Raw genomic sequence first — 17,061 nt, 5'->3', positions numbered from 1 at the left:
TCCTGTGCGCTCATATCCTTACCTCCCCCTGTCCAGGGAGGTCAGGGCCTTCTTCAGGACGGCCGGTATTTCCTTTTCGGCCAGTGGGGTCGGATAGCCCTCCTCCCTGCAGACCCCCTCCACGGCCCGCTGGGCATCGTGCTGCTGCCAGCCCAGGGAGACCAGGCCTTCAACCACCCTGCCCATGGCCGGGTCAAGTGGGGTCGAGGACACCCGCGAACCCATCTCTTCAAGATCCAACCTGCCGGAAAGTTCCAGGATGATCTTCTGGGCCCCTTTCTTCCCCAGGCCCGGGGCCCTGGAAAGGGTGGCCGCATCGCCCTCGCTGACGGCCTTGGCCAGCTGGTCCGCAGTCAGGGTGGAGAGGATGGAGAGGGCGACCCTGGGACCTATTCCGCTGACCTTCTGAAGCTGGGTGAAAAGGGTCTTCGACCCCCTGGAGAGGAAGCCGTAAAGGGTGACGGCATCCTGGGATATGTTCAGCGAGGTATGCACGGTCACAGGCATCCCGCCTCTCAGGGAGGCCAGGTCGGTCTGCGGCATGTGGACCTCGTAGCCCACGCCCGACACGTCTATCACCGCGATCCCGGTCTCGACGGCCGCCACCGAGCCCTTCAGCATGGCCAGCATCCTTCACCTCCGCATTCCCTGGATGCCCGTCGCCTCACGCCTGTCTTCCGTGGCATACAAGCAATCGAACACCTGTTCGAATCAGACTACATGTCCCTGTGGACCCTGCCCTGTCCGGAGGCCTTTGAGGCGGCCAGAGCCCACTGGCGTTGGGCTGCGGTCAGGTGTTGCTCCCGTTCTCCCCCCTGAAGGGCACCGGCGGGGCGTAGGGCATGGCAGATGGCCTGGGCCAAGGCGTCGGCTGCGTCGGCCGGTTTGGGCAGGGTGTTCAAGCCCAGCATGCGGGCCACCATCCGTTCCACTTGCACCTTGTCGGCCTGCCCGTTGCCAGTCACGGCCATCTTGGCCTCGGTGGGTGTATGCAGGGCAACCGGAATCCCCCTCTGGGCCGCCGCCAGCATGGCCAGGCCGGCAGCCTGTGCCGTCCCCAGAACCGTGTTCCTGTTCTCCTGGGCGAACACCCGTTCGATGGAGACCACGTCCGGGCTGAATTCCTCCACCTTCCCCACCAGACCGTTGTATATGGCCAGAAGACGGAGATCCTGGGACTGGGCGGGATCTGAACGGATGACATCCACATGGATAAAGGAAAGCCGGCGCGAGGCACCGGCTTCTATGACACCGACCCCGCACCGGGTGAGTCCCGGATCGACGCCGAGGACGATCATCATTTCACTCTTCGTCGTCCAGTTGGGCCATGACCTCGTCAGGTGCCGTCCAGTTGCTGTAGATTTCCTGGACGTCGTCCAGGTCGTCCAAATTGTCAATCAGCTTGTTGACCTTGAGGGCTGAATCCAGGTCCAGGGTCACTTCGGTCTTGGGGACAAGGACCAGGTCGGCCGAATCATAGTCGATTCCAGCATCCTGGAGGGCCTTGCGCACTGTCACCATGTCGCCCGGGGCCGTGGTCACCGTGAAGGTCTCCCCGTCGTCGGACACGTCTTCGGCGCCCGCCTCGGCAGCCTTCTCGAAGACGGTGTCGTAGTCGGTTCCCTCCGAGGGGACCACGATCTGGCCCTTGCGCTCGAAGTTGAAACTGACGGAACCGTTCTGTGCCAGGGAGCCGCCCCCCTTGGTCAGGGTGGAGCGGACCTCTGCGGCCGCACGGTTGCGGTTGTCGGTCAGGCACTCGATGATGATGCCCACCCCGGCAGGTGCATAGCCCTCATAGACGATGCTCTCGTAGTTGGCTGCGCCTGCTTCCTCGCCGGAACCCCTCTTGACCGCCCTGGTGATGTTGTCGGCCGGGACCGAGGACTTCTTGGCCTTGACGATGGCGTCGTAGAGGGTGGGGTTGCCGTCAGGGTCGCCGCCACCGGTGCGCGCGGCTATCTCGATGTTCTTGATGAGCTTGGCGAAGAGCTTGCCGCGCTTGGCGTCGATCGCGGCCTTCTTGTGCTTTGTGGTGGCCCACTTTGAATGCCCTGACATATTGCTCCTGACGATGCGGATACGTAAACGATATGATTCTAAATTGGCTGGTTGACAATGATAGTCCGGGCAAGAGGCGACCGGGGGCACTTCGTTGCGGGTGAAAGGTGGATGGCCGGCCCTCAGACCTGGCCGAGCGCCTTGGCATACACCGACAGGACCTGTTCGGTCACGTGGTCCCAATCGTAGATCCGGGCCCTCCGCCTCCCCCTGGCTGAGAGGAGGCGCCGTTCGGCCGGATCGTCCAGGACCCTGCAGATTTTACCGGCGCAGTCCCTCCCGTCACCCGTGGCGAAGAGGCAGGCGCTTTCTCCCTCCTGGGAGACCGCCGAGAAGGCGTCCAGGTCCGAAGCGACGACAGGGCAGCCGGCCGACATGGCCTCGGTCAGGACGATGCCGAAGCTCTCCCCGCCGATCTGGGGGGCCACATAGATGCTGAGGCTGCGGTAGAAGGAGGCCTTGTCCTCGTCGCTGATCCTTCCAAGGAACTCGAAGTGGTCTGCCAACGACGGGTCTGTTTTCTCCAGGACCTCCCTGGCCGACTCCTCCCCGTCACCGGCGCACAGGAAACGGGCGCCCGGGTGGGATGGCAGGACGTCGAGCGCCGCCTGGGCCAGCACCTTGAACCCCTTGCGGTCCTCGTTCATCCTTCCCAGGAAGCCTATGGTTGGGGCCTGGTCGGTACCCGTCCAGCGGGGGTTGACCGGGGCGTCGGCGAAGAAATCGGCCTTGATGCCGTTGGGGATGATCTGGGTCTCGATGCTTGGGCTCAGATAGCGGTGGGCCGTGCGCAGGGCGGCCTCGCTGACGCAGATGGCCTGGCGGATGTTGGCCAGGTAGGCCTTCAGGTAGGGCTGGGTAAGCCGCAGGGCCAAAGGGTAGCTGTCGAACGAGGCATGGAAGGTGGCCACGTAGGGGCAGGGTGAGAACCCCCTGATCAGGGGCTTGTGACTGAGACTGGGCACCTCCGGTTCGTGCAGGTGTACCAGGTCGAAACGGCCCTGGCGGACCCACTGGCGGGTCAGTCTGCCAGCCGATCCGAAATAGCTCAGATTGGCCACGGAGCCGTTGTATGGGATGGCGAAGGAGCTGCCGGTGGTCCGCACCCACAGGGGCATGTCCTTGGTCCTCCTGCCGGGAGCCAGGACCTCTACCTGGTGCCCCCGCTCCATGAGTTCTTCGGCGAAATCCCTGATGTGGAGCTGGACCCCACCTGGGGTTTCGAAGGAATACGGCGAGATGATGCCGATACGGAGACGACGCCCCGCCAGGGGGTCCCCCTGCTCACCTGCGGTGGCGGAGGCTGATTGGTTCCTGCTCACGACTGCTCCCCCTTTCCGGCCATGGCCTTCACCGAATCCGGCACCCCGTGCATCCTCGAGAGGTCCAGATCGTCAATGAAGATCGGCTGCAGCATATGCCAGTCCTCCGGGTGCTGGCGCACCCCCCTTGCCCAGGCGTCCACCCAGGCCTGCGTCAGCTCCTGGACGGCCTGGTCACGTGGAAGATCCTCGAAGGGCGACACATCGATGGGTCCGTCTATCCGGCAGACATAACCGTAAGGGGTGCCGGCCCTTCTGCGGCGGTCCCCGCTCAGCCGTTCACGGTACATGTTCACCGTGTACAGGGGCAGGCCCGAATCCAGGGCGATGACGGCCGGGCCTGCGGCCACACGAATGCAGGAATCGAAGGCCCTGACGAAGACCCCGTTGCGGCTCAGATCCCGGTCAGCCAGGAGCGGGACCACCTGGCCCGGGCCCTCCAGGAGGCGGGTCAGCCTTCCCGTGATGTCGGGCTCGCCCGTCAGGAGTATGTTGATGCCCAATCGCCGGCGGATGTCGGCGAAGGTCTCGAGGAGGGCCCTGTCCTTCAGCTTCTCCGCGACCGTGGTCACCGGGGAGACCCTCTTCCCCGCCCAGAAGCCGGCGTAGTCCCAATTCCCCTGGTGACCCATGCCGATGGGGACCGACCGGATGCCGATATCCCTCTTCGCCGGGGAGGGATACCCGCTACCCGCCCCCCTCACTCGGGCCAGGAGGGTATCCTCGTCCCGGGCACCGACTGTCAGGGCCTCGCTGAAATACGTGAAGTAGGAACGCATCCCCAGACGGGACAGATGACGCAACCGCCTGTGGTCCAAGGCAGGCCCCCCGCCCTCCTTCCGTGGTCCATCGGCCTCATCGCCGTCAGGCACGGCCAGGACGTGCGCCAGGTTTTTCTCAAGCTGCCCGACCCCGCCCAGGTGGAAGAACCAGGCCAGGTCCGCCGCCATGAGGAAGAGGCCCCTCAGGAAGGTCTCGGGTATCCAACGTGAATAACGGGCTGCAAGGATGAGCAGGCGGTTCATGCCCCTCCTTACTCGTGGCTGGGGTCGGCCGGCCTGGGATGCTTGCTCATGCTGCGGGAGACGGCACTGATGCGCTGCCAGACCGTCACCACCCCCAGAAGGTCGAGAAGGAGGAGGAAGCAGGAGAGGACGGCCAGGGGAAGCCCCGCCCCCGTCAGGGCCATGCCCACCAGGATGATGACCAGGCGATCGGACCTGGTGGCGATGCCGTTTTTCGCCTCGTAACCTTCGGCCTCCGCCCTGGCGCGGGCGTAAGAGGTGACGAAGGAGGTCATGATGGCGAAGAGGGAGGCGTAAATGCCTATCTGCGCCCAGACGTCGAACCCCTGGTGGTCGGGTGAGGTCACCCAGGCGATCTCGTGCCTGCGCATGTAGATGATCACACCTGCGAGGACGGCCCAGTCGGCGATCCTATCGAGGGTGGAGTCAAGGAAGGCGCCGAACTGGGTCCCGCCGTTGGTCAGGGCGGCCACGGAACCATCCAGGGAGTCGAAGGCCACGAGAATCGCCAGAACGATGGCACCGGGCAGGAGCCAGCCGGTCAGACCGGTGGCGATTGCCACCAGGACCGTGCCGACGGCTCCGATGACCGTGACCCCGTTGGCCGTGACCCCGATACGGACCAGGCCGCGGGCTATGGGGGCTATGATCCGTTTCCAGGGGCCGCGCAAGTGTTCGAACATTCATTCACCTCATTCAGTGGTGGTCCATATCAGAAGGTTACCCCTCCCGGCTCGGACCGGCGAGATTGCCGGCCCGAGCCGTATTCACCCGGGTTCGGGGGCGGACCCGCCTGCCCCCGAACCCGGCAAGGCCTTGTCAGGCGGTCTTGCCGGCGGGTGCCGTGGCCGAGGTGTTGGCGACGAAATCGTCCAGGCCGTTGATCTGGACCCTCTTGTCGATGGCCTCCTCGATCCACTCCACCGCCTGGTCCACGGGGATGCCGTTGAGTTGGCTGCCGTCGCGGAACCTGAAGCTGACCGCCTGCTTGGAGACATCCTCCTCGCCTGCGATCAGGATGAAGGGGGCCTTGGACTTGGCGGCGTTGCGAATCTTCTTGCCGAACCGGTCATCCGAAAGGTCGATTTCGCAACGGACGGTGTCCTCCTTGAGCCTGTCCAGGACGGACTGGAGGTGGGGGGCGAACTCGTCCGCCACGGGAACGGCCTGGACTTGGACAGGGGCCAGCCATGCGGGGAAGGCCCCGGCATAGTGCTCCAAAAGGATGGCGAAGAAGCGCTCGATCGACCCGAAGAGGGCACGGTGGATCATGACCGGCCGCTGGTGGGACCCGTCGGCCGCCACGTACTCCAGCTGGAAGCGTTCGGGCAGATTGAAGTCCAACTGTATGGTGGAGACCTGCCAGGTGCGGCCGATGGCATCCCGGGCCTGGACCGAGATCTTGGGGCCGTAGAAGGCCGCCCCGCCCGGGTCGTCCACCAGCTCCAGCCCGGAGTCCCTGGCCACTTCGGCCAGGGTGTCGGTGGCCACCTGCCAGACCTCGTCGCTGCCGACGAACTTGTGGGGGTCCTTGGTCGAAAGCTCAAGGTAGAAGTCGTTCAGGCCGAAGTCCTTCAAGACCTTGAGGACGAACTGGAGGAGGCTGGTCAGCTCCCCTTTCATCTGCTCCCGCGTGCAGTAGATGTGGGAGTCGTCCTGGGTCAGGCCGCGCACCCTGGTCAGCCCGTGGACCACGCCGGACTTTTCGTACCGGTAGACGGTGCCGAACTCGAAGAGCCTCAGGGGGAGTTCCCTGTACGAACGCTGGCGGGACTTGAAGATCAGGTTGTGCATCGGGCAGTTCATGGGCTTGAGGTAGTAGTCGAAGCCCTGTTTGGTCACATTGCCCTTTTCGTCCCTCTCCTCATCCAGGTGCATGGGGGGGAACATCCCGTCCTTGTACCACTGAAGATGGCCCGAGATCTCGTAGAGGTGCCCCTTTGTGATGTGAGGGGTCTGGACGAAGGAGTACCCGTTCTTGCGGTGCATCTCGCGCGAGTAATCCTCCATGGCGTTGATGACGGCCGCACCCTTGGGGTGGAAGACCGGCAGGCCCGGGCCTATTTCGTCCGGGAAGGAGAAGAGGTCCATCTCGGCGCCCAGCTTGCGGTGGTCGCGCTTGGCGGCTTCGTCCAGACGGGCGGTGTACGCCTTCAAGTCCTCCTTGCTGGCCCAGGCGGTGCCATAGATCCGCTGGAGCATGGGGTTGGACTCGTCCCCCCTCCAATAGGCCGCAGCCGTCCGCATCAGCTTGAAAGCCTTGATGTAGCGGGTGTTGGGCAGGTGGGGGCCCCGGCAGAGGTCCTTCCAGACGATGTTCCCCTCCATGTCGAGGTTGTCGTACATGGTCAGTTCGCCGTCTCCCGAGACCTCGGCGGATTCGTCGCCCTGGATGCCGCCCTTCTTGATTCCGATCAGCTCCTGCTTGTAGGGCTGTCCGGCCTCTTCGGCCCGGGCCTCCTCCTCGCTGACCACCCTCCTGCGGAAGGACTGGGAGGAGTTGATGATGGTCCTCATCCTGAGTTCGATCTCCTTGAGATCGTCGGGGGTGAAGGGCTTGTCCACGTCGAAGTCGTAATAGAAGCCGTCAGTGATGGCCGGGCCGATTCCCAACTTGGCATCCGGCCTGATCTGTTGGACGGCCTGGGCCATGACATGTGTGGCCGAGTGACGCATGATGGCCAGGCCGTCGGGCGAATCCAGGCTTATGGATTCGACCGTGTCGCCGTCATGAAGGGGGGTATACAGGTCGCGGGGAGAGCCGTTGATCCTGACCGCGATGATGTCCTTGTCCTGTGAGAAGAGCTGGACGCCGGTCTGATCCGATGCCACCTCCTCCGATTTTCCGTTCACACGTATGGAGATGCTCGACTCAGTCATGAATGCCGTCCTCGCTATCATAAGCCCGCGTTACAAGGTGCAGGCCAGGCATGGTTAACGAGGTCAGGTTAAAACGGCTGCCAGACAAGGGGGGCCAGGCTGTGTCAGGACCGGGCCCGGCAGGTTCACTGGTCGGCCCGGTCCTGGTCCCCTCCCATCGAGCGGAGGAACTCCTCGGCCTCCTTGACCAGCTCCAGCCCTGTGGGGGTGTCACCTGCGGGCCCGTCTGCACCCATGGCCTTGGCATCCGCGTCCAGCTCCAGGCGGTGCACGTAATTGGCCAGGTCGTCGTTGCAGTGCAGGAGGACCGAGGCCTGGGACTTCCACTCCTCGGCCTTGCGGGGCAGGTCTCCCTCGGCCAGGTCCACTCCGAGCGCGGCCGAGAGGCGGCGCAAAAGCTGGAGGGTCCCCTGGGCGCATTCGTCATTGCCAAGATACTGGGGTATCGAGACCCAGACGGAGTCCGTCCGGTAGCCGTCCTGGCTGGCCAGGGCATCCAGGACCGTGGGGATGCCGATGGGCCCCGAGTGGCCGTCGGTGTCGGACAGGTCCTGGTCCCCCTCAAGGTCGTCGATGGGCAGGGGCCTGGTGTGCGGGCAGTCGGCGAACATGGACCCCAGGGTGATGATGGTGTCCATCTCATAGTCCTCCGCCATGTGGATGCTCTGCCTGCAGAACTCGCTCCAGCGGTAATTGGGTTCTGGGCCCATCTCAAGGAGGAGGGTGGCCCCCTCCCCCACCGACACCTCGTAGAACTTGGCTTCAGGCCATATGATCCGTCGACGTCCCTGGACGTGGCAGAGCATGGGCCTTGACATCTGATAGTCATAGAAGCCGTCACCCTGGATGCTTCCGACATCCTTGGAGTCATAGGCATCCAAGAGGTGGCGGATCACGTTGGTGGAGGCGGAGCAAGCGTCGTTCCAGCCCTCGAAGGCGGCCACCATGATGCGATGTTGCCTGGCTTCTTCTCTCATACCCAACAGATTAGCTGGAGAGCAGGCCGAGCTCGGGAGGTATGCCATCAGCGAGAAGGACGGGTGCGGGGAGGCCGCCCTCAGACACCGTCGCGGACCGGGCGGGAGCGGGGTGCACGACACGCTGTCCTTGCGGATTCAGGCAGCTGAGGATATAGTGGTGCCTCGTGCTCAGGCAGTCACCCCGATGGCTGGCTCCTGAAGTGCGGGCATAGCTTAGTTGGTAAAGCGCGACCTTGCCAAGGTCGAGACCGCGGGTCCGAGTCCCGTTGCCCGCTCGAGGTTCCGAGCAGTTTAACCAATACGGTGGGTTAGCCAAGCGGTTAGGCAGCGGCCTGCAAAGCCGTATAGACGAGTTCGACTCTCGTACCCACCTCTCTCGAAAGAGATTGACCCGGGCGGTTGGCGCAGAGGTAGCGCACTTCCCTGACACGGAAGGGGTCACTGGTTCGAATCCAGTATCGCCCACGGAAGCCTCCATGCAGATGGCAGGCTTTTCGGCTCACCATCGGGCGATTGGCGCAGCGGCTAGCGCACTTCGTTCACACCGAAGGGGTCGCAGGTTCGATTCCTGCATCGCCCACAACCGGTTTTGAGCCATGACCACCCTCTCGATGACTGACTGGCGGTTGGTGTTTCCTCCCTGCATTCGCACAGCGGCTCAAGCGTCCGTCGGGATAACTGTTGCCTGGTCCCCTGCCGGCATCCCCGTCCTTCCTCGCCCCTGTGGGGCAGTCGGTGCCTCCTTGGCCCTGCTGGAGGCGGAGTGGCGAGGGGTCCGATCGAACCTGACACGGCTCTCCCGGCCCTTACCTTTTGCCCGTAGGAAAGTCGATAAACAATTATCGGCACTCAGGTTTTCCGCTCCCAGGGCAGGGGGGCAAACCGCTGGATTATCAGTGTCTGCCTGTCTTCCGTGCCTGCTGCCCCCTTCATGAAACACCGATTGCACATCCGGTTGATTTGTGATAATTTGCTATTACAGTTTCAAGCGATGCTTCCTGATGCTGCGAAGCAACAGAGGTCCACGAAGGAGAGGGGATGACGGTATTGTCTGCTTGCATTTGCCATTATCAACCCGCTCCAGTTTCCATATACGGGCATCGTATGACTGTGACCGGTTACACCCGGAAGTCGACGTGCGAATCTTACCGTAAACCTGTTTGCGTGTCACGGTCTGTTTCTGTCGGATTGGAAGACTGATGGGTGATATGTACGGAGTGCGCTTCATGCACATCGAGTGGGTTGGGCTTCCAACCGTATATGAGTGATTCTTCCGGCCTCACCAAGTGAGACCGATTCCGGCAACCGTCAGAATGGACTGACCATGCCGCTCATTGAATACTCCGCCGGTGGTGTGAAGAATTATTACCCCCCCTCTCCCTCTGCCGGCGGTCTTCTTTTATCTTCTGATATCATCTGAGTCTTTGGAGGTATCGATATAGGGTCGGTGCTGAGATATCCAGTTCCGATGCCACCACGCGGACGGCCCCTTTTATCATGAAGACGCCCTGTTCCTTCACCTTCTGAATCACGACCAGACGCTGCCCTATGTCCAGATCGTCAACCGGGGTTCCGACGGTCTTCACCGCCTGTCGGACCTTCCTCCTGATAAGGTCTTCGGAGTCCTCGGTCACCGGCTTCATGACCAGGTCCGGAGAGGGAAGATCCTCCACCCTGGTCTCGATGAAGGTCTGCAGCACCTTGGCGGCCATACCCAGGTCCGTTATGTTGACGTTTACGCAAAAGAGGCCGATGAGCTTCTCCTGGTGGTTTCGCAGGAAATAAGCCGAGACGCGGAACTGATGGTCATTGAGCTCGACGCCGGGGTAATCCGAGACGAAGTCCAGATCCGTATCCCTGGCCTGTGAAGCCAGCTTGAGGGTCTCGACGGTGACCCCGTCCCCCTTGGCCCGTCCGGACAGCTGTCCATTGCGTATGAAGACGATGGAGTGTTCTGGCCTGGTGATGTCATGGACCACGATCTCCGCAAGAGGACCGAATGCATCTGCAACGAACTCGGCAAAGGGGAAGACCTCATCAAGTCTGTCGACCCTGAAATGCATGTGTCCCCCCACCTTTGACCCTGTTAGGCCGACGAGGCAGGCCCTCCAGCTGCTGTAGGAAGCACGCTGACAGCCTCAGGAGACATTTCCGATTCATTATGCCTGCTTGACGGTGTAGAGCCATTTTACCAAGCTTGGGGGTGGAATATCCAACGTTGTGCAAGGGCATGTCGGGGTGGTGCGTCACTCCCCCACCACGACATGAATTCAGGCGACCGCGACACCTCCTGCGGCCGGAATCACGTTGGCGATCAGGAGGATCGCAACCACGACCGCCAGACCGATGCGGTAGATGACGAAGGCCCTGTATGAGAAACGGGACACTATCTTGAGGAAGGCTATGATCACCAGATAACCGACGACGAAGCTGACCAGGGTGGCGCATATGGTGGCCCCCCAGCCCGGAAATGCCGCATCGGCGTGGATGTCCTTCACAGACTTCACGGTTTCCAATATCCCCGCCCCGAAGACGGCGGGAATCGCCATGAGGAAGCTGACCCGGGCTGCCGCCTCACGGGTGTAGTTCAGCGCGCGGCCGAAGGTCATGGTCCCTCCGGAACGGGAGACACCGGGGATGAGGGCCAGCATCTGACCGACGCCGAAGAGGAGGGCGTCCTTGAGATTCATCTGTTCCATCGTTTTGGTCTGCCGTCCGGTCCTGTCGAAGTAGTCGAGCAGGAGGCCGAAGATGATCAGGACCGCCACCGTGATCCAGAGGTTGCGCAGCTTGGTCTCGATGATCTTCTGGAAGAGGAGGCCGGCTACGACTATGGGAATCGTCCCCGCTATGATGTACCAGCCCAGGGCGGCGTCGTGGTCCTTGGAACCCATGCGTTCACGCAGGCCGCCGCCGTCCTTGCCGGCCAGGCAGCGGAACCAGTGGCTGAGAATCCTTGCGATGTCGTGTCTGAAATACAGCAGGACGGCGAACTCCGTACCGAACTGGATGATGGCGGTGAAGGCTGCACCGGGGTCCTGCCCGAGCAGGCCTCCGAGTATGCGGATATGGGCGCTCGAAGAGACGGGGAAGTACTCGGTCAAGGCCTGCACAAGCCCGAACAGTATGGATTCAAAGAGATTCATGGGGCCCCTCGGATTCAGACGACGACGTGACTGAACCAGCATAGACACCGCCACGCCCAAGCAGGGACGAGCGCACGCATGTCGCGCTAAATGCCCACAATGGTTGTGTAGATTTCCGCTGACAGGGAGGGGACAATGGTGACACCGTACAGGAAGAGCAGGATGAGGGCCCCGAAGGGTTTCTTCGAATGCGAGGGCAAGGGGCTGCTCTGGTTGCGTCAGGCACAGGAGGAAGGCGGCCCCAGGGTCGTTGACGTCTATGGGTGGGGCGATGACCATCTGGACATCGAACGGATCGACTCCGCCTCCCCCACCGCCGGGGCAGCCTACCGGTTCGGGGCGCAGCTGGCCCGCATGCATGATGCGGGAGCCGACCACTTCGGATCGGCACCGGAGGGATATGAAGGCACCTGCTACTTCGGCCCCCTCCAGGACCCGGTCCCCATGGACACGGGTGATTGGGATGACCCGTCCGCCTACTACGCCGAGGGGAGGCTGATCCCCATGGTCAGGATGGGGATGGAGCGCGGGTCCTTCGACAAGTCGGACATGACCATGACCCAGGAGGTCGTCCAGGCCCTGCCGGAACTGCTGGGCGGGGCGGCGAAGGACAGGCCTGCCAGGGTCCACGGGGACCTGTGGAGCGGGAACGTCATGTGGACCAGGAACGATGGCGGGACCCAGGCCGTTCTGATCGATCCTGCCGCGCACGGCGGCCATAGGGAGGAGGACCTGGCCATGCTCCACCTGTTCGGGATGCCCTTCCTCGACCAGATAATGGATGGATACCAATCGGTGCATCCGCTGGCCGAGGGCTACGGGGAGAGGTACACCCTCTGGCAGCTCTACCCCATCGCCGGTCACAGCGTATTCTTCGGAGGGGGCTACATCAGCGAGTACAGGGCCATGTGCCGCTCACTGCTGGGCTGAGGGGTTCGGCTCAGCCATCCCCACTCAGCTGAACATGTTCTTCAGCTTGTCGAAGAGCCCCTTCTTGCCCGTCAGGGTCGACGGCCTGGAACTCTGGCTGACCTCGTGGGCAGCGGCATCGTGGCTGTCGGCGAAGTCCTTGATCAGACCCCGCTCGCCCTCGCTGAGCTTGGTGGGGATTTCCACCAGGAGGTGGACCAGTATGTCCCCACGCTCCTCCTGGCTGCCCAGTTTGCGCACTCCCAGTCCCTTCAGGCAGACCACGTCGTCAGGCTGGGAGCCGGCCGGCACCTCCACCTGTCGGGGGCCGTCGAAGGTGTCGAGATCGACCTGATGGCCGAGCACGGCCCAGGTCATCGGTATGCTGATCCAGCAGTGGAGGTCGTCCCCGTCGCGGGCGTACCGCCTGTCGGCCTTCACATGGATGTCGACGTAGAGGTTCCCGGCGGCGCCACCCCCCTCGCCGACCTCACCCTGGGAGGCCAGGCGGAGTCTTGACCCGTCGGAGACCCCGGCCGGGATGTTGACGCCGACGTCACGACGGACTCGGACACGTCCATGCCCCTGGCATTCGGGGCAGGGGTGCTCGATGATCGTCCCGTGCCCCTCGCACCTCTCGCAGGGGGCCTGTGTCATCATCTGTCCCAGTAAGGTGCGGACCACCTTCTGGGCATAGCCGCTGCCGTGGCAGATGGGGCAGGTGACCGGTGAGGTTCCTTCCTGGGCACCGGATCCCTTGCAGACCTGGCAGAGGCCGAAGGTGTGGATCTGGGTCTGCACGGTTCCGCCGAAGACGGCGGTCTTCAGATCGATGTCTACAGAGGCCAGGGCGTCACGGCCGGGCTGGGTCCTCGGGATGGGACCCTGGGAAGCCGTGTCGAATCCCCCGCCGAAGAACTGTCCGAAGAGGTCGCCCATGTCGAAGCCTGCGCTCTGCGAGGCCTGCGGGTCGTTGGGGTCGACGCCGCTGTCGTACATCCTGCGCTTCTGTGGGTCGGAGAGGACCTCGTAGGCGGTGTTCACCTCCTTGAACTTGTCTTCGAACTCCGGTCCCGCTATATCCGGATGGTATTTCCTGCTCATCCTGCGATAGGCCTTCTTGACGTCCTCATCGCTAGCGCTGTGGTCTATGCCCAAAACCTCGTAGTAATCTGCCACCGGTATTCCTTCTGTGTCGCTTCCTGGGCCATTCTTCCATAAGGCCGGGTCAGCCCGGCCTTTCTCCTGTCACACCTGCAACCTGTCAGGTCCTGGATTTTCATGCATATTCATGATGGAGGGAGCCCCATTCTTCATCCCTCTGCTTCCTCGCTGCCGGACAGGAAGCCCGTCAGGTAGGATGCCACGGCCCGTACGGCGCTCATGGTTGTCTCGTAGTCCATGTGGGTGGGTCCTATCGACCCGACGAAGGCGACGGGGGCATTGCCCTCCAGGGCGGCCGGGTCACGGACCCCCTCCTCTCCCCCGGTATCGGAGGGGCCGGTGGGGACGGGGGCGTAACCGTAACCGCTGGTGACCACGGAGGCATGGACCAGCCCAGGGGTACGGGTCTCGGTGCCGATGGCCACGCTGACCCCGTTGTGGTCCCTGGCCAGTTCACTCTGGGCCTGCATGAGTTTCATGAGGACCACCTGCTCCTCCAGAGCATCCAGGAGTGGTGCCAGATCATCCATGGAAACGGCCTGACCATGGGTCAGCTGGGAGGTGCCCGCCATGTAGAGGCCGCTGGTCTGTTCGTGCGTGGCCATGTCCTGGAAGACCGAGGCCAGGATGCGCAGCATGGCCTTCAGGCCTGGGCGGGAGGAAGAATCGGCCATGACCTGGCAGCTGTCGGCGGCCGTTCCCAAGGGGAGGTCGTGACACTGCCGGTTCACCATCTCGGACAGGTCGACCAGGGTGTCCGGCCCCGCCTGCTTGATCGAGTGCAGGGTCCTCTGAGCCACCCGGCCCGTGTCGGTGATGACGACCACCAGGACAGAGCTGTGTGAAAGTCCGATGAGCTCGACCCTGCGCAGGCGGGACCTGGCCAGTGACGGAGAGGCGACCACGGCGACCTGCCCGGTTATCTGCGCCAGGAGACGGGCAGCCTGACGCAAGGTGTCCTCCAGGTTGACGGAACCGGACAGAAAGGCCTCGATCCCCCTGCGCTGGGCCGAGGAGAGGGGGACCACGGTGGCCAGTTTGTCGACGAAATAGCGGTAGCCCTTCTGGGTCGGCACACGGCCGGCCGAGGTGTGGGGCTGGACCAGGTAGCCTTCGTCCTCCAGGGCGGCCATGTCGTTGCGGACGGTGGCCGAGCTGACTCCCAGATGATGGCGTCGGGTCAGGGATCCGGAGCCTACGGGCTCGTGCGACCGCACATAATCTTCGACGACGGCGCGAAGCACCAGCATCCGTCTGTTATTGGTCATGGTCGCTCCTTCCCGTCATGTTCACAGTATTAGCACTCGCGGGAGCGGAGTGCCAAAACTTTGTTCTGAGCTGACCTCGACAGGGTCAGGACCCTGAGGGTGTCGGTGGTCGTCCATGCCGCGGCGTGCACCACTCCCGGGCCGATGAACAAGGGGGTGACGTGTCTGACGACGCGGATACGATAGAGGTGCAATGTGAAGGTAAACGAACATTTTCGACACAAGTCGGAACATGTCGACCTCTCAATTGGAAGGAACAGTTGATTGCAAATGTCCAATTTCACATGGTCTGATCTTGACGAGCGCGCCGTCAAGATGGCTAAGGTCCTTTCGGCGGATGCCGTCGAAAAGGCCGGGAGCGGCCACCCCGGCTCCCCGATCTCCCTGGCGCCGATCGCCTATATGCTTTATCAGCGCTTCATGACCCACGACCCCAACGACCCCGACTGGGCCGGCAGGGACAGGTTCATCCTCTCGGGCGGCCACGCCTCCCTGACCCAGTACGTACAGCTCTACTTCTCCGGTTACGGTCTGACCCTGGATGACCTCAAGCGCTTCCGCACGGCCGGCACCCGGACCCCGGGCCATCCGGAGTACGGCCTGACCCCGGGCATAGAGATGACCACGGGACCCCTGGGTCAGGGCCTGGCCTCCGCGGTCGGCTTCGCTTACGGTCAGCGCTACGAGCGTGGCCTGCTCGACCCCGACGCCCCCGAGGGCCGGTCCCCCTTCGACCACAAGATCTGGGTCATCTGCGGTGAGGGCGACGTCGAGGAGGGCGTCTCCTCCGAGGCCAGCTCCCTGGCCGGAGACCAGCGCCTTGGCAATCTGACCGTCATCTTCGACGCCAACCACATACAGATCGAGGGCGATACCAAGATCTCCCTGGGCGAGGACATCCTCAAGCGTTACCAGGCTTACGGATGGTACACCGACGAATTCAGCTTCATCCAGCCCGACGGCTCCTACAAGGAGGACGTGGAGGGCCTGGCGGCCGTCCTCGAGAAGGCCGAACAGGTGAGTGACCGGCCAAAGTTCATCAAGGTGGACACCCTGATGGCCTGGCCCACCCCTGGCAAGACCAACGATCCATCCGCCCATGGTTCCGCACTCGGCGCCGAGGCGGTCGCCGCCCTGAAGAGGACTCTGGGATACGACCCTGAGCGGGACTTCCAGATCGACGAAGAGGCCCTGGCCCATGCACGTGAGGTCGCACAGCGTGGACTGGCCGCCCACAAGGACTGGGACCAGCGCTTCCAGGCCTGGCGTCAGGCTAACCCCGACAAGGCCGCCCTCTACGACCGCATTCATGCGGGGAAGCTGCCCGAGGGCTTCGACGAGGCCATCGACCGGGTGGAAGCCTCCTTCGAGCCCGGTTCGAAGGTGGCGACCAGGAAGGCCTCCGGCGCCCTGATCAACGCCATCGCCCCCATCATGCCCGAGCTCTGGGGCGGATCGGCCGACCTGGGTGGTTCCAACAACACCAACATCAAGGGTGCCGTCTCCTTTGCACCGTCGGACGACGAGACCGTCCAGTGGCCCACCGCCTCCGTTTACGGCCGCCAGCTCCACTTCGGCGTGCGTGAGTTCGCCATGGGCGCCATCACCAACGGCATCCTCCTTGGGTCGGACACCAGGCCCTTCAACGGGACCTTCTTCCAGTTCAGCGACTACGAGCGGCCCTCCGTGCGCCTGGCCGCCCTGATGGACATCCCCAACCTCTACATCTGGACGCATGATTCCGTGGCCCTGGGTGAGGATGGTCCGACCCACCAGCCGATCGAGCACCTGGCTGCCATGCGGGGGATCCCCCAGATGGAGGTCGTCCGCCCGGCCGACCAGTACGAGACCGCCGAGGCCTATCGTTACTTCTTCGAGAAGGGGAACACCCACCCGACGGCCCTGATCCTGACCCGCCAGGGCGTGCCGACCCTGGAGGAGACCAAGTCCAAGGCACGTGAAGGGGTCCGCAAGGGCGCATATGTCCTGGTCGACACCGAAGGCCAGCCGGACGTGCTCCTCATGGCCACCGGTTCCGAGGTCCAGCACGCCGTTGCTGCAGCCAAGACCCTGGCCGACGAGGGCATCAAGGCCCGTGTCATCTCCTTCCCCTCCATGGAGTGGTTCGAGGAGCAGGACGAGGAGTACAAGGAAGAGACCCTCCCCGCCTCCGTCAAGGCCCGCGTCTCGGTCGAGGCAGGCCTGGCCATGCCCTGGTACAAGTACCTTGGCTCCTATGGCAAGCCCGTTTCCATCGAGCGCTTCGGCCTGCAGGGCGGCGGCGATGAGAACATGCGCGACCTGGG

The 17,061-nt window shown here is 63.3% G+C and carries 14 protein-coding genes and 4 tRNA genes; 6 read left to right on the top strand and 12 right to left on the bottom strand.

Annotated elements, in window-relative coordinates:
- Window positions 1–18 precede the first annotated feature (18 nt).
- From ruvA to V6584_RS04140, 8 genes are all read right to left on the bottom strand, one after another.
- The gene (ruvA, locus tag V6584_RS04175) at window positions 19–630 is read right to left on the bottom strand and encodes a Holliday junction branch migration protein RuvA (protein WP_340469196.1); all 612 of its coding nucleotides are present in this window, start codon (window positions 628–630) and stop codon (window positions 19–21) included.
- An 86-nt stretch (window positions 631–716) separates the two neighbouring features.
- A complete protein-coding gene (gene ruvC, locus V6584_RS04170) occupies window positions 717–1,298 on the bottom strand; it encodes a crossover junction endodeoxyribonuclease RuvC (RefSeq protein WP_340469734.1) in 582 nt (193 codons plus the stop codon).
- A 4-nt stretch (window positions 1,299–1,302) separates the two neighbouring features.
- The gene (locus V6584_RS04165; RefSeq protein WP_340469195.1) at window positions 1,303–2,061 is read right to left on the bottom strand and encodes a YebC/PmpR family DNA-binding transcriptional regulator; all 759 of its coding nucleotides are present in this window, start codon (window positions 2,059–2,061) and stop codon (window positions 1,303–1,305) included.
- A gap of 122 nt (window positions 2,062–2,183) precedes the next feature.
- Window positions 2,184–3,383 (bottom strand): glycosyltransferase family 4 protein, encoded by a 1,200-nt coding sequence (locus V6584_RS04160; protein WP_404802589.1) that lies wholly within the window; start codon window positions 3,381–3,383, stop codon window positions 2,184–2,186.
- The gene (locus tag V6584_RS04155; protein ID WP_340469193.1) at window positions 3,380–4,408 is read right to left on the bottom strand and encodes a phosphatidylinositol mannoside acyltransferase; all 1,029 of its coding nucleotides are present in this window, start codon (window positions 4,406–4,408) and stop codon (window positions 3,380–3,382) included. The genes V6584_RS04160 and V6584_RS04155 overlap by 4 nt, the downstream gene beginning before the upstream one ends.
- Before the next feature lie 8 nt (window positions 4,409–4,416).
- Window positions 4,417–5,091, bottom strand: coding sequence for a phosphatidylinositol phosphate synthase (pgsA, locus tag V6584_RS04150; protein WP_340469192.1), 675 nt, complete (start codon window positions 5,089–5,091; stop codon window positions 4,417–4,419).
- Window positions 5,092–5,227: 136 nt separating this feature from the next.
- Complete coding sequence (thrS, locus tag V6584_RS04145; RefSeq protein ID WP_340469191.1) at window positions 5,228–7,288, bottom strand: threonine--tRNA ligase; 2,061 nt, start codon at window positions 7,286–7,288, stop codon at window positions 5,228–5,230.
- A gap of 125 nt (window positions 7,289–7,413) precedes the next feature.
- Window positions 7,414–8,265 carry a PAC2 family protein gene (locus V6584_RS04140; protein ID WP_340469190.1) on the bottom strand — a complete coding sequence of 284 codons (852 nt, stop codon included), beginning with the start codon at window positions 8,263–8,265 and terminating at the stop codon, window positions 7,414–7,416.
- Between the two features lie 205 nt (window positions 8,266–8,470).
- Here V6584_RS04140 and V6584_RS04135 point away from each other — a divergent pair.
- The 4 genes from V6584_RS04135 to V6584_RS04120 all read left to right on the top strand — a co-directional run bounded on the left by V6584_RS04135 (window position 8,471) and on the right by V6584_RS04120 (window position 8,848).
- Window positions 8,471–8,543, top strand: a tRNA-Gly gene (locus tag V6584_RS04135).
- A 27-nt stretch (window positions 8,544–8,570) separates the two neighbouring features.
- Window positions 8,571–8,641, top strand: a tRNA-Cys gene (locus tag V6584_RS04130).
- A 20-nt stretch (window positions 8,642–8,661) separates the two neighbouring features.
- Window positions 8,662–8,733 (top strand) — tRNA-Val (locus V6584_RS04125).
- A 42-nt stretch (window positions 8,734–8,775) separates the two neighbouring features.
- Window positions 8,776–8,848: transfer RNA gene (locus tag V6584_RS04120), tRNA-Val, on the top strand.
- 832 nt (window positions 8,849–9,680) lie between these two features.
- Here V6584_RS04120 and V6584_RS04115 read toward each other — a convergent pair.
- Both V6584_RS04115 and V6584_RS04110 read right to left on the bottom strand, forming a co-directional pair.
- A complete protein-coding gene (locus V6584_RS04115) occupies window positions 9,681–10,331 on the bottom strand; it encodes a helix-turn-helix transcriptional regulator (RefSeq protein ID WP_340469189.1) in 651 nt (216 codons plus the stop codon).
- 207 nt (window positions 10,332–10,538) lie between these two features.
- Window positions 10,539–11,414 carry an undecaprenyl-diphosphate phosphatase gene (locus tag V6584_RS04110; RefSeq protein ID WP_340469188.1) on the bottom strand — a complete coding sequence of 292 codons (876 nt, stop codon included), beginning with the start codon at window positions 11,412–11,414 and terminating at the stop codon, window positions 10,539–10,541.
- 135 nt (window positions 11,415–11,549) lie between these two features.
- Here V6584_RS04110 and V6584_RS04105 point away from each other — a divergent pair, with 135 nt between their 5' ends.
- Window positions 11,550–12,344 carry a fructosamine kinase family protein gene (locus tag V6584_RS04105; RefSeq protein WP_340469187.1) on the top strand — a complete coding sequence of 265 codons (795 nt, stop codon included), beginning with the start codon at window positions 11,550–11,552 and terminating at the stop codon, window positions 12,342–12,344.
- Between the two features lie 24 nt (window positions 12,345–12,368).
- Here the strand turns inward: V6584_RS04105 and dnaJ are convergent, their stop codons facing one another.
- Both dnaJ and hrcA read right to left on the bottom strand, forming a co-directional pair.
- On the bottom strand, window positions 12,369–13,502 hold the full coding sequence (gene dnaJ, locus V6584_RS04100) for a molecular chaperone DnaJ (protein WP_340469185.1): 1,134 nt from the start codon (window positions 13,500–13,502) through the stop codon (window positions 12,369–12,371).
- A 134-nt stretch (window positions 13,503–13,636) separates the two neighbouring features.
- Window positions 13,637–14,755 (bottom strand): heat-inducible transcriptional repressor HrcA, encoded by a 1,119-nt coding sequence (gene hrcA, locus V6584_RS04095; protein WP_340469184.1) that lies wholly within the window; start codon window positions 14,753–14,755, stop codon window positions 13,637–13,639.
- A gap of 270 nt (window positions 14,756–15,025) precedes the next feature.
- Between hrcA and tkt the strand changes: the two genes are divergently transcribed.
- Window positions 15,026–17,061: transketolase (tkt, locus tag V6584_RS04090; protein WP_340486214.1), on the top strand; the 2,036-nt coding region annotated here is incomplete at its 3' end.

Source organism: Bifidobacterium favimelis (assembly GCF_037963085.1).
GTDB lineage: Bacteria > Actinomycetota > Actinomycetes > Actinomycetales > Bifidobacteriaceae > Bombiscardovia > Bombiscardovia favimelis.
This window is presented reverse-complemented; position numbering and strand designations above follow the sequence as displayed.

What these genes read in the sequence shown, in the direction of transcription:
- ruvA (WP_340469196.1), bottom strand. Translation starts at nt 630, where the DNA reads ATGCTGGCCATGCTGAAGGGCTCGGTGGCGGCCGTCGAGACCGGGATC.
- ruvC (WP_340469734.1), bottom strand. Translation starts at nt 1,298, where the DNA reads ATGATCGTCCTCGGCGTCGATCCGGGACTCACCCGGTGCGGGGTCGGT.
- V6584_RS04165 (WP_340469195.1), bottom strand. Translation starts at nt 2,061, where the DNA reads ATGTCAGGGCATTCAAAGTGGGCCACCACAAAGCACAAGAAGGCCGCG.
- V6584_RS04155 (WP_340469193.1), bottom strand. Translation starts at nt 4,408, where the DNA reads ATGAACCGCCTGCTCATCCTTGCAGCCCGTTATTCACGTTGGATACCC.
- pgsA (WP_340469192.1), bottom strand. Translation starts at nt 5,091, where the DNA reads ATGTTCGAACACTTGCGCGGCCCCTGGAAACGGATCATAGCCCCCATA.
- thrS (WP_340469191.1), bottom strand. Translation starts at nt 7,288, where the DNA reads ATGACTGAGTCGAGCATCTCCATACGTGTGAACGGAAAATCGGAGGAG.
- V6584_RS04140 (WP_340469190.1), bottom strand. Translation starts at nt 8,265, where the DNA reads ATGAGAGAAGAAGCCAGGCAACATCGCATCATGGTGGCCGCCTTCGAG.
- V6584_RS04115 (WP_340469189.1), bottom strand. Translation starts at nt 10,331, where the DNA reads ATGCATTTCAGGGTCGACAGACTTGATGAGGTCTTCCCCTTTGCCGAG.
- V6584_RS04110 (WP_340469188.1), bottom strand. Translation starts at nt 11,414, where the DNA reads ATGAATCTCTTTGAATCCATACTGTTCGGGCTTGTGCAGGCCTTGACC.
- V6584_RS04105 (WP_340469187.1), top strand. Translation starts at nt 11,550, where the DNA reads ATGGTGACACCGTACAGGAAGAGCAGGATGAGGGCCCCGAAGGGTTTC.
- hrcA (WP_340469184.1), bottom strand. Translation starts at nt 14,755, where the DNA reads ATGACCAATAACAGACGGATGCTGGTGCTTCGCGCCGTCGTCGAAGAT.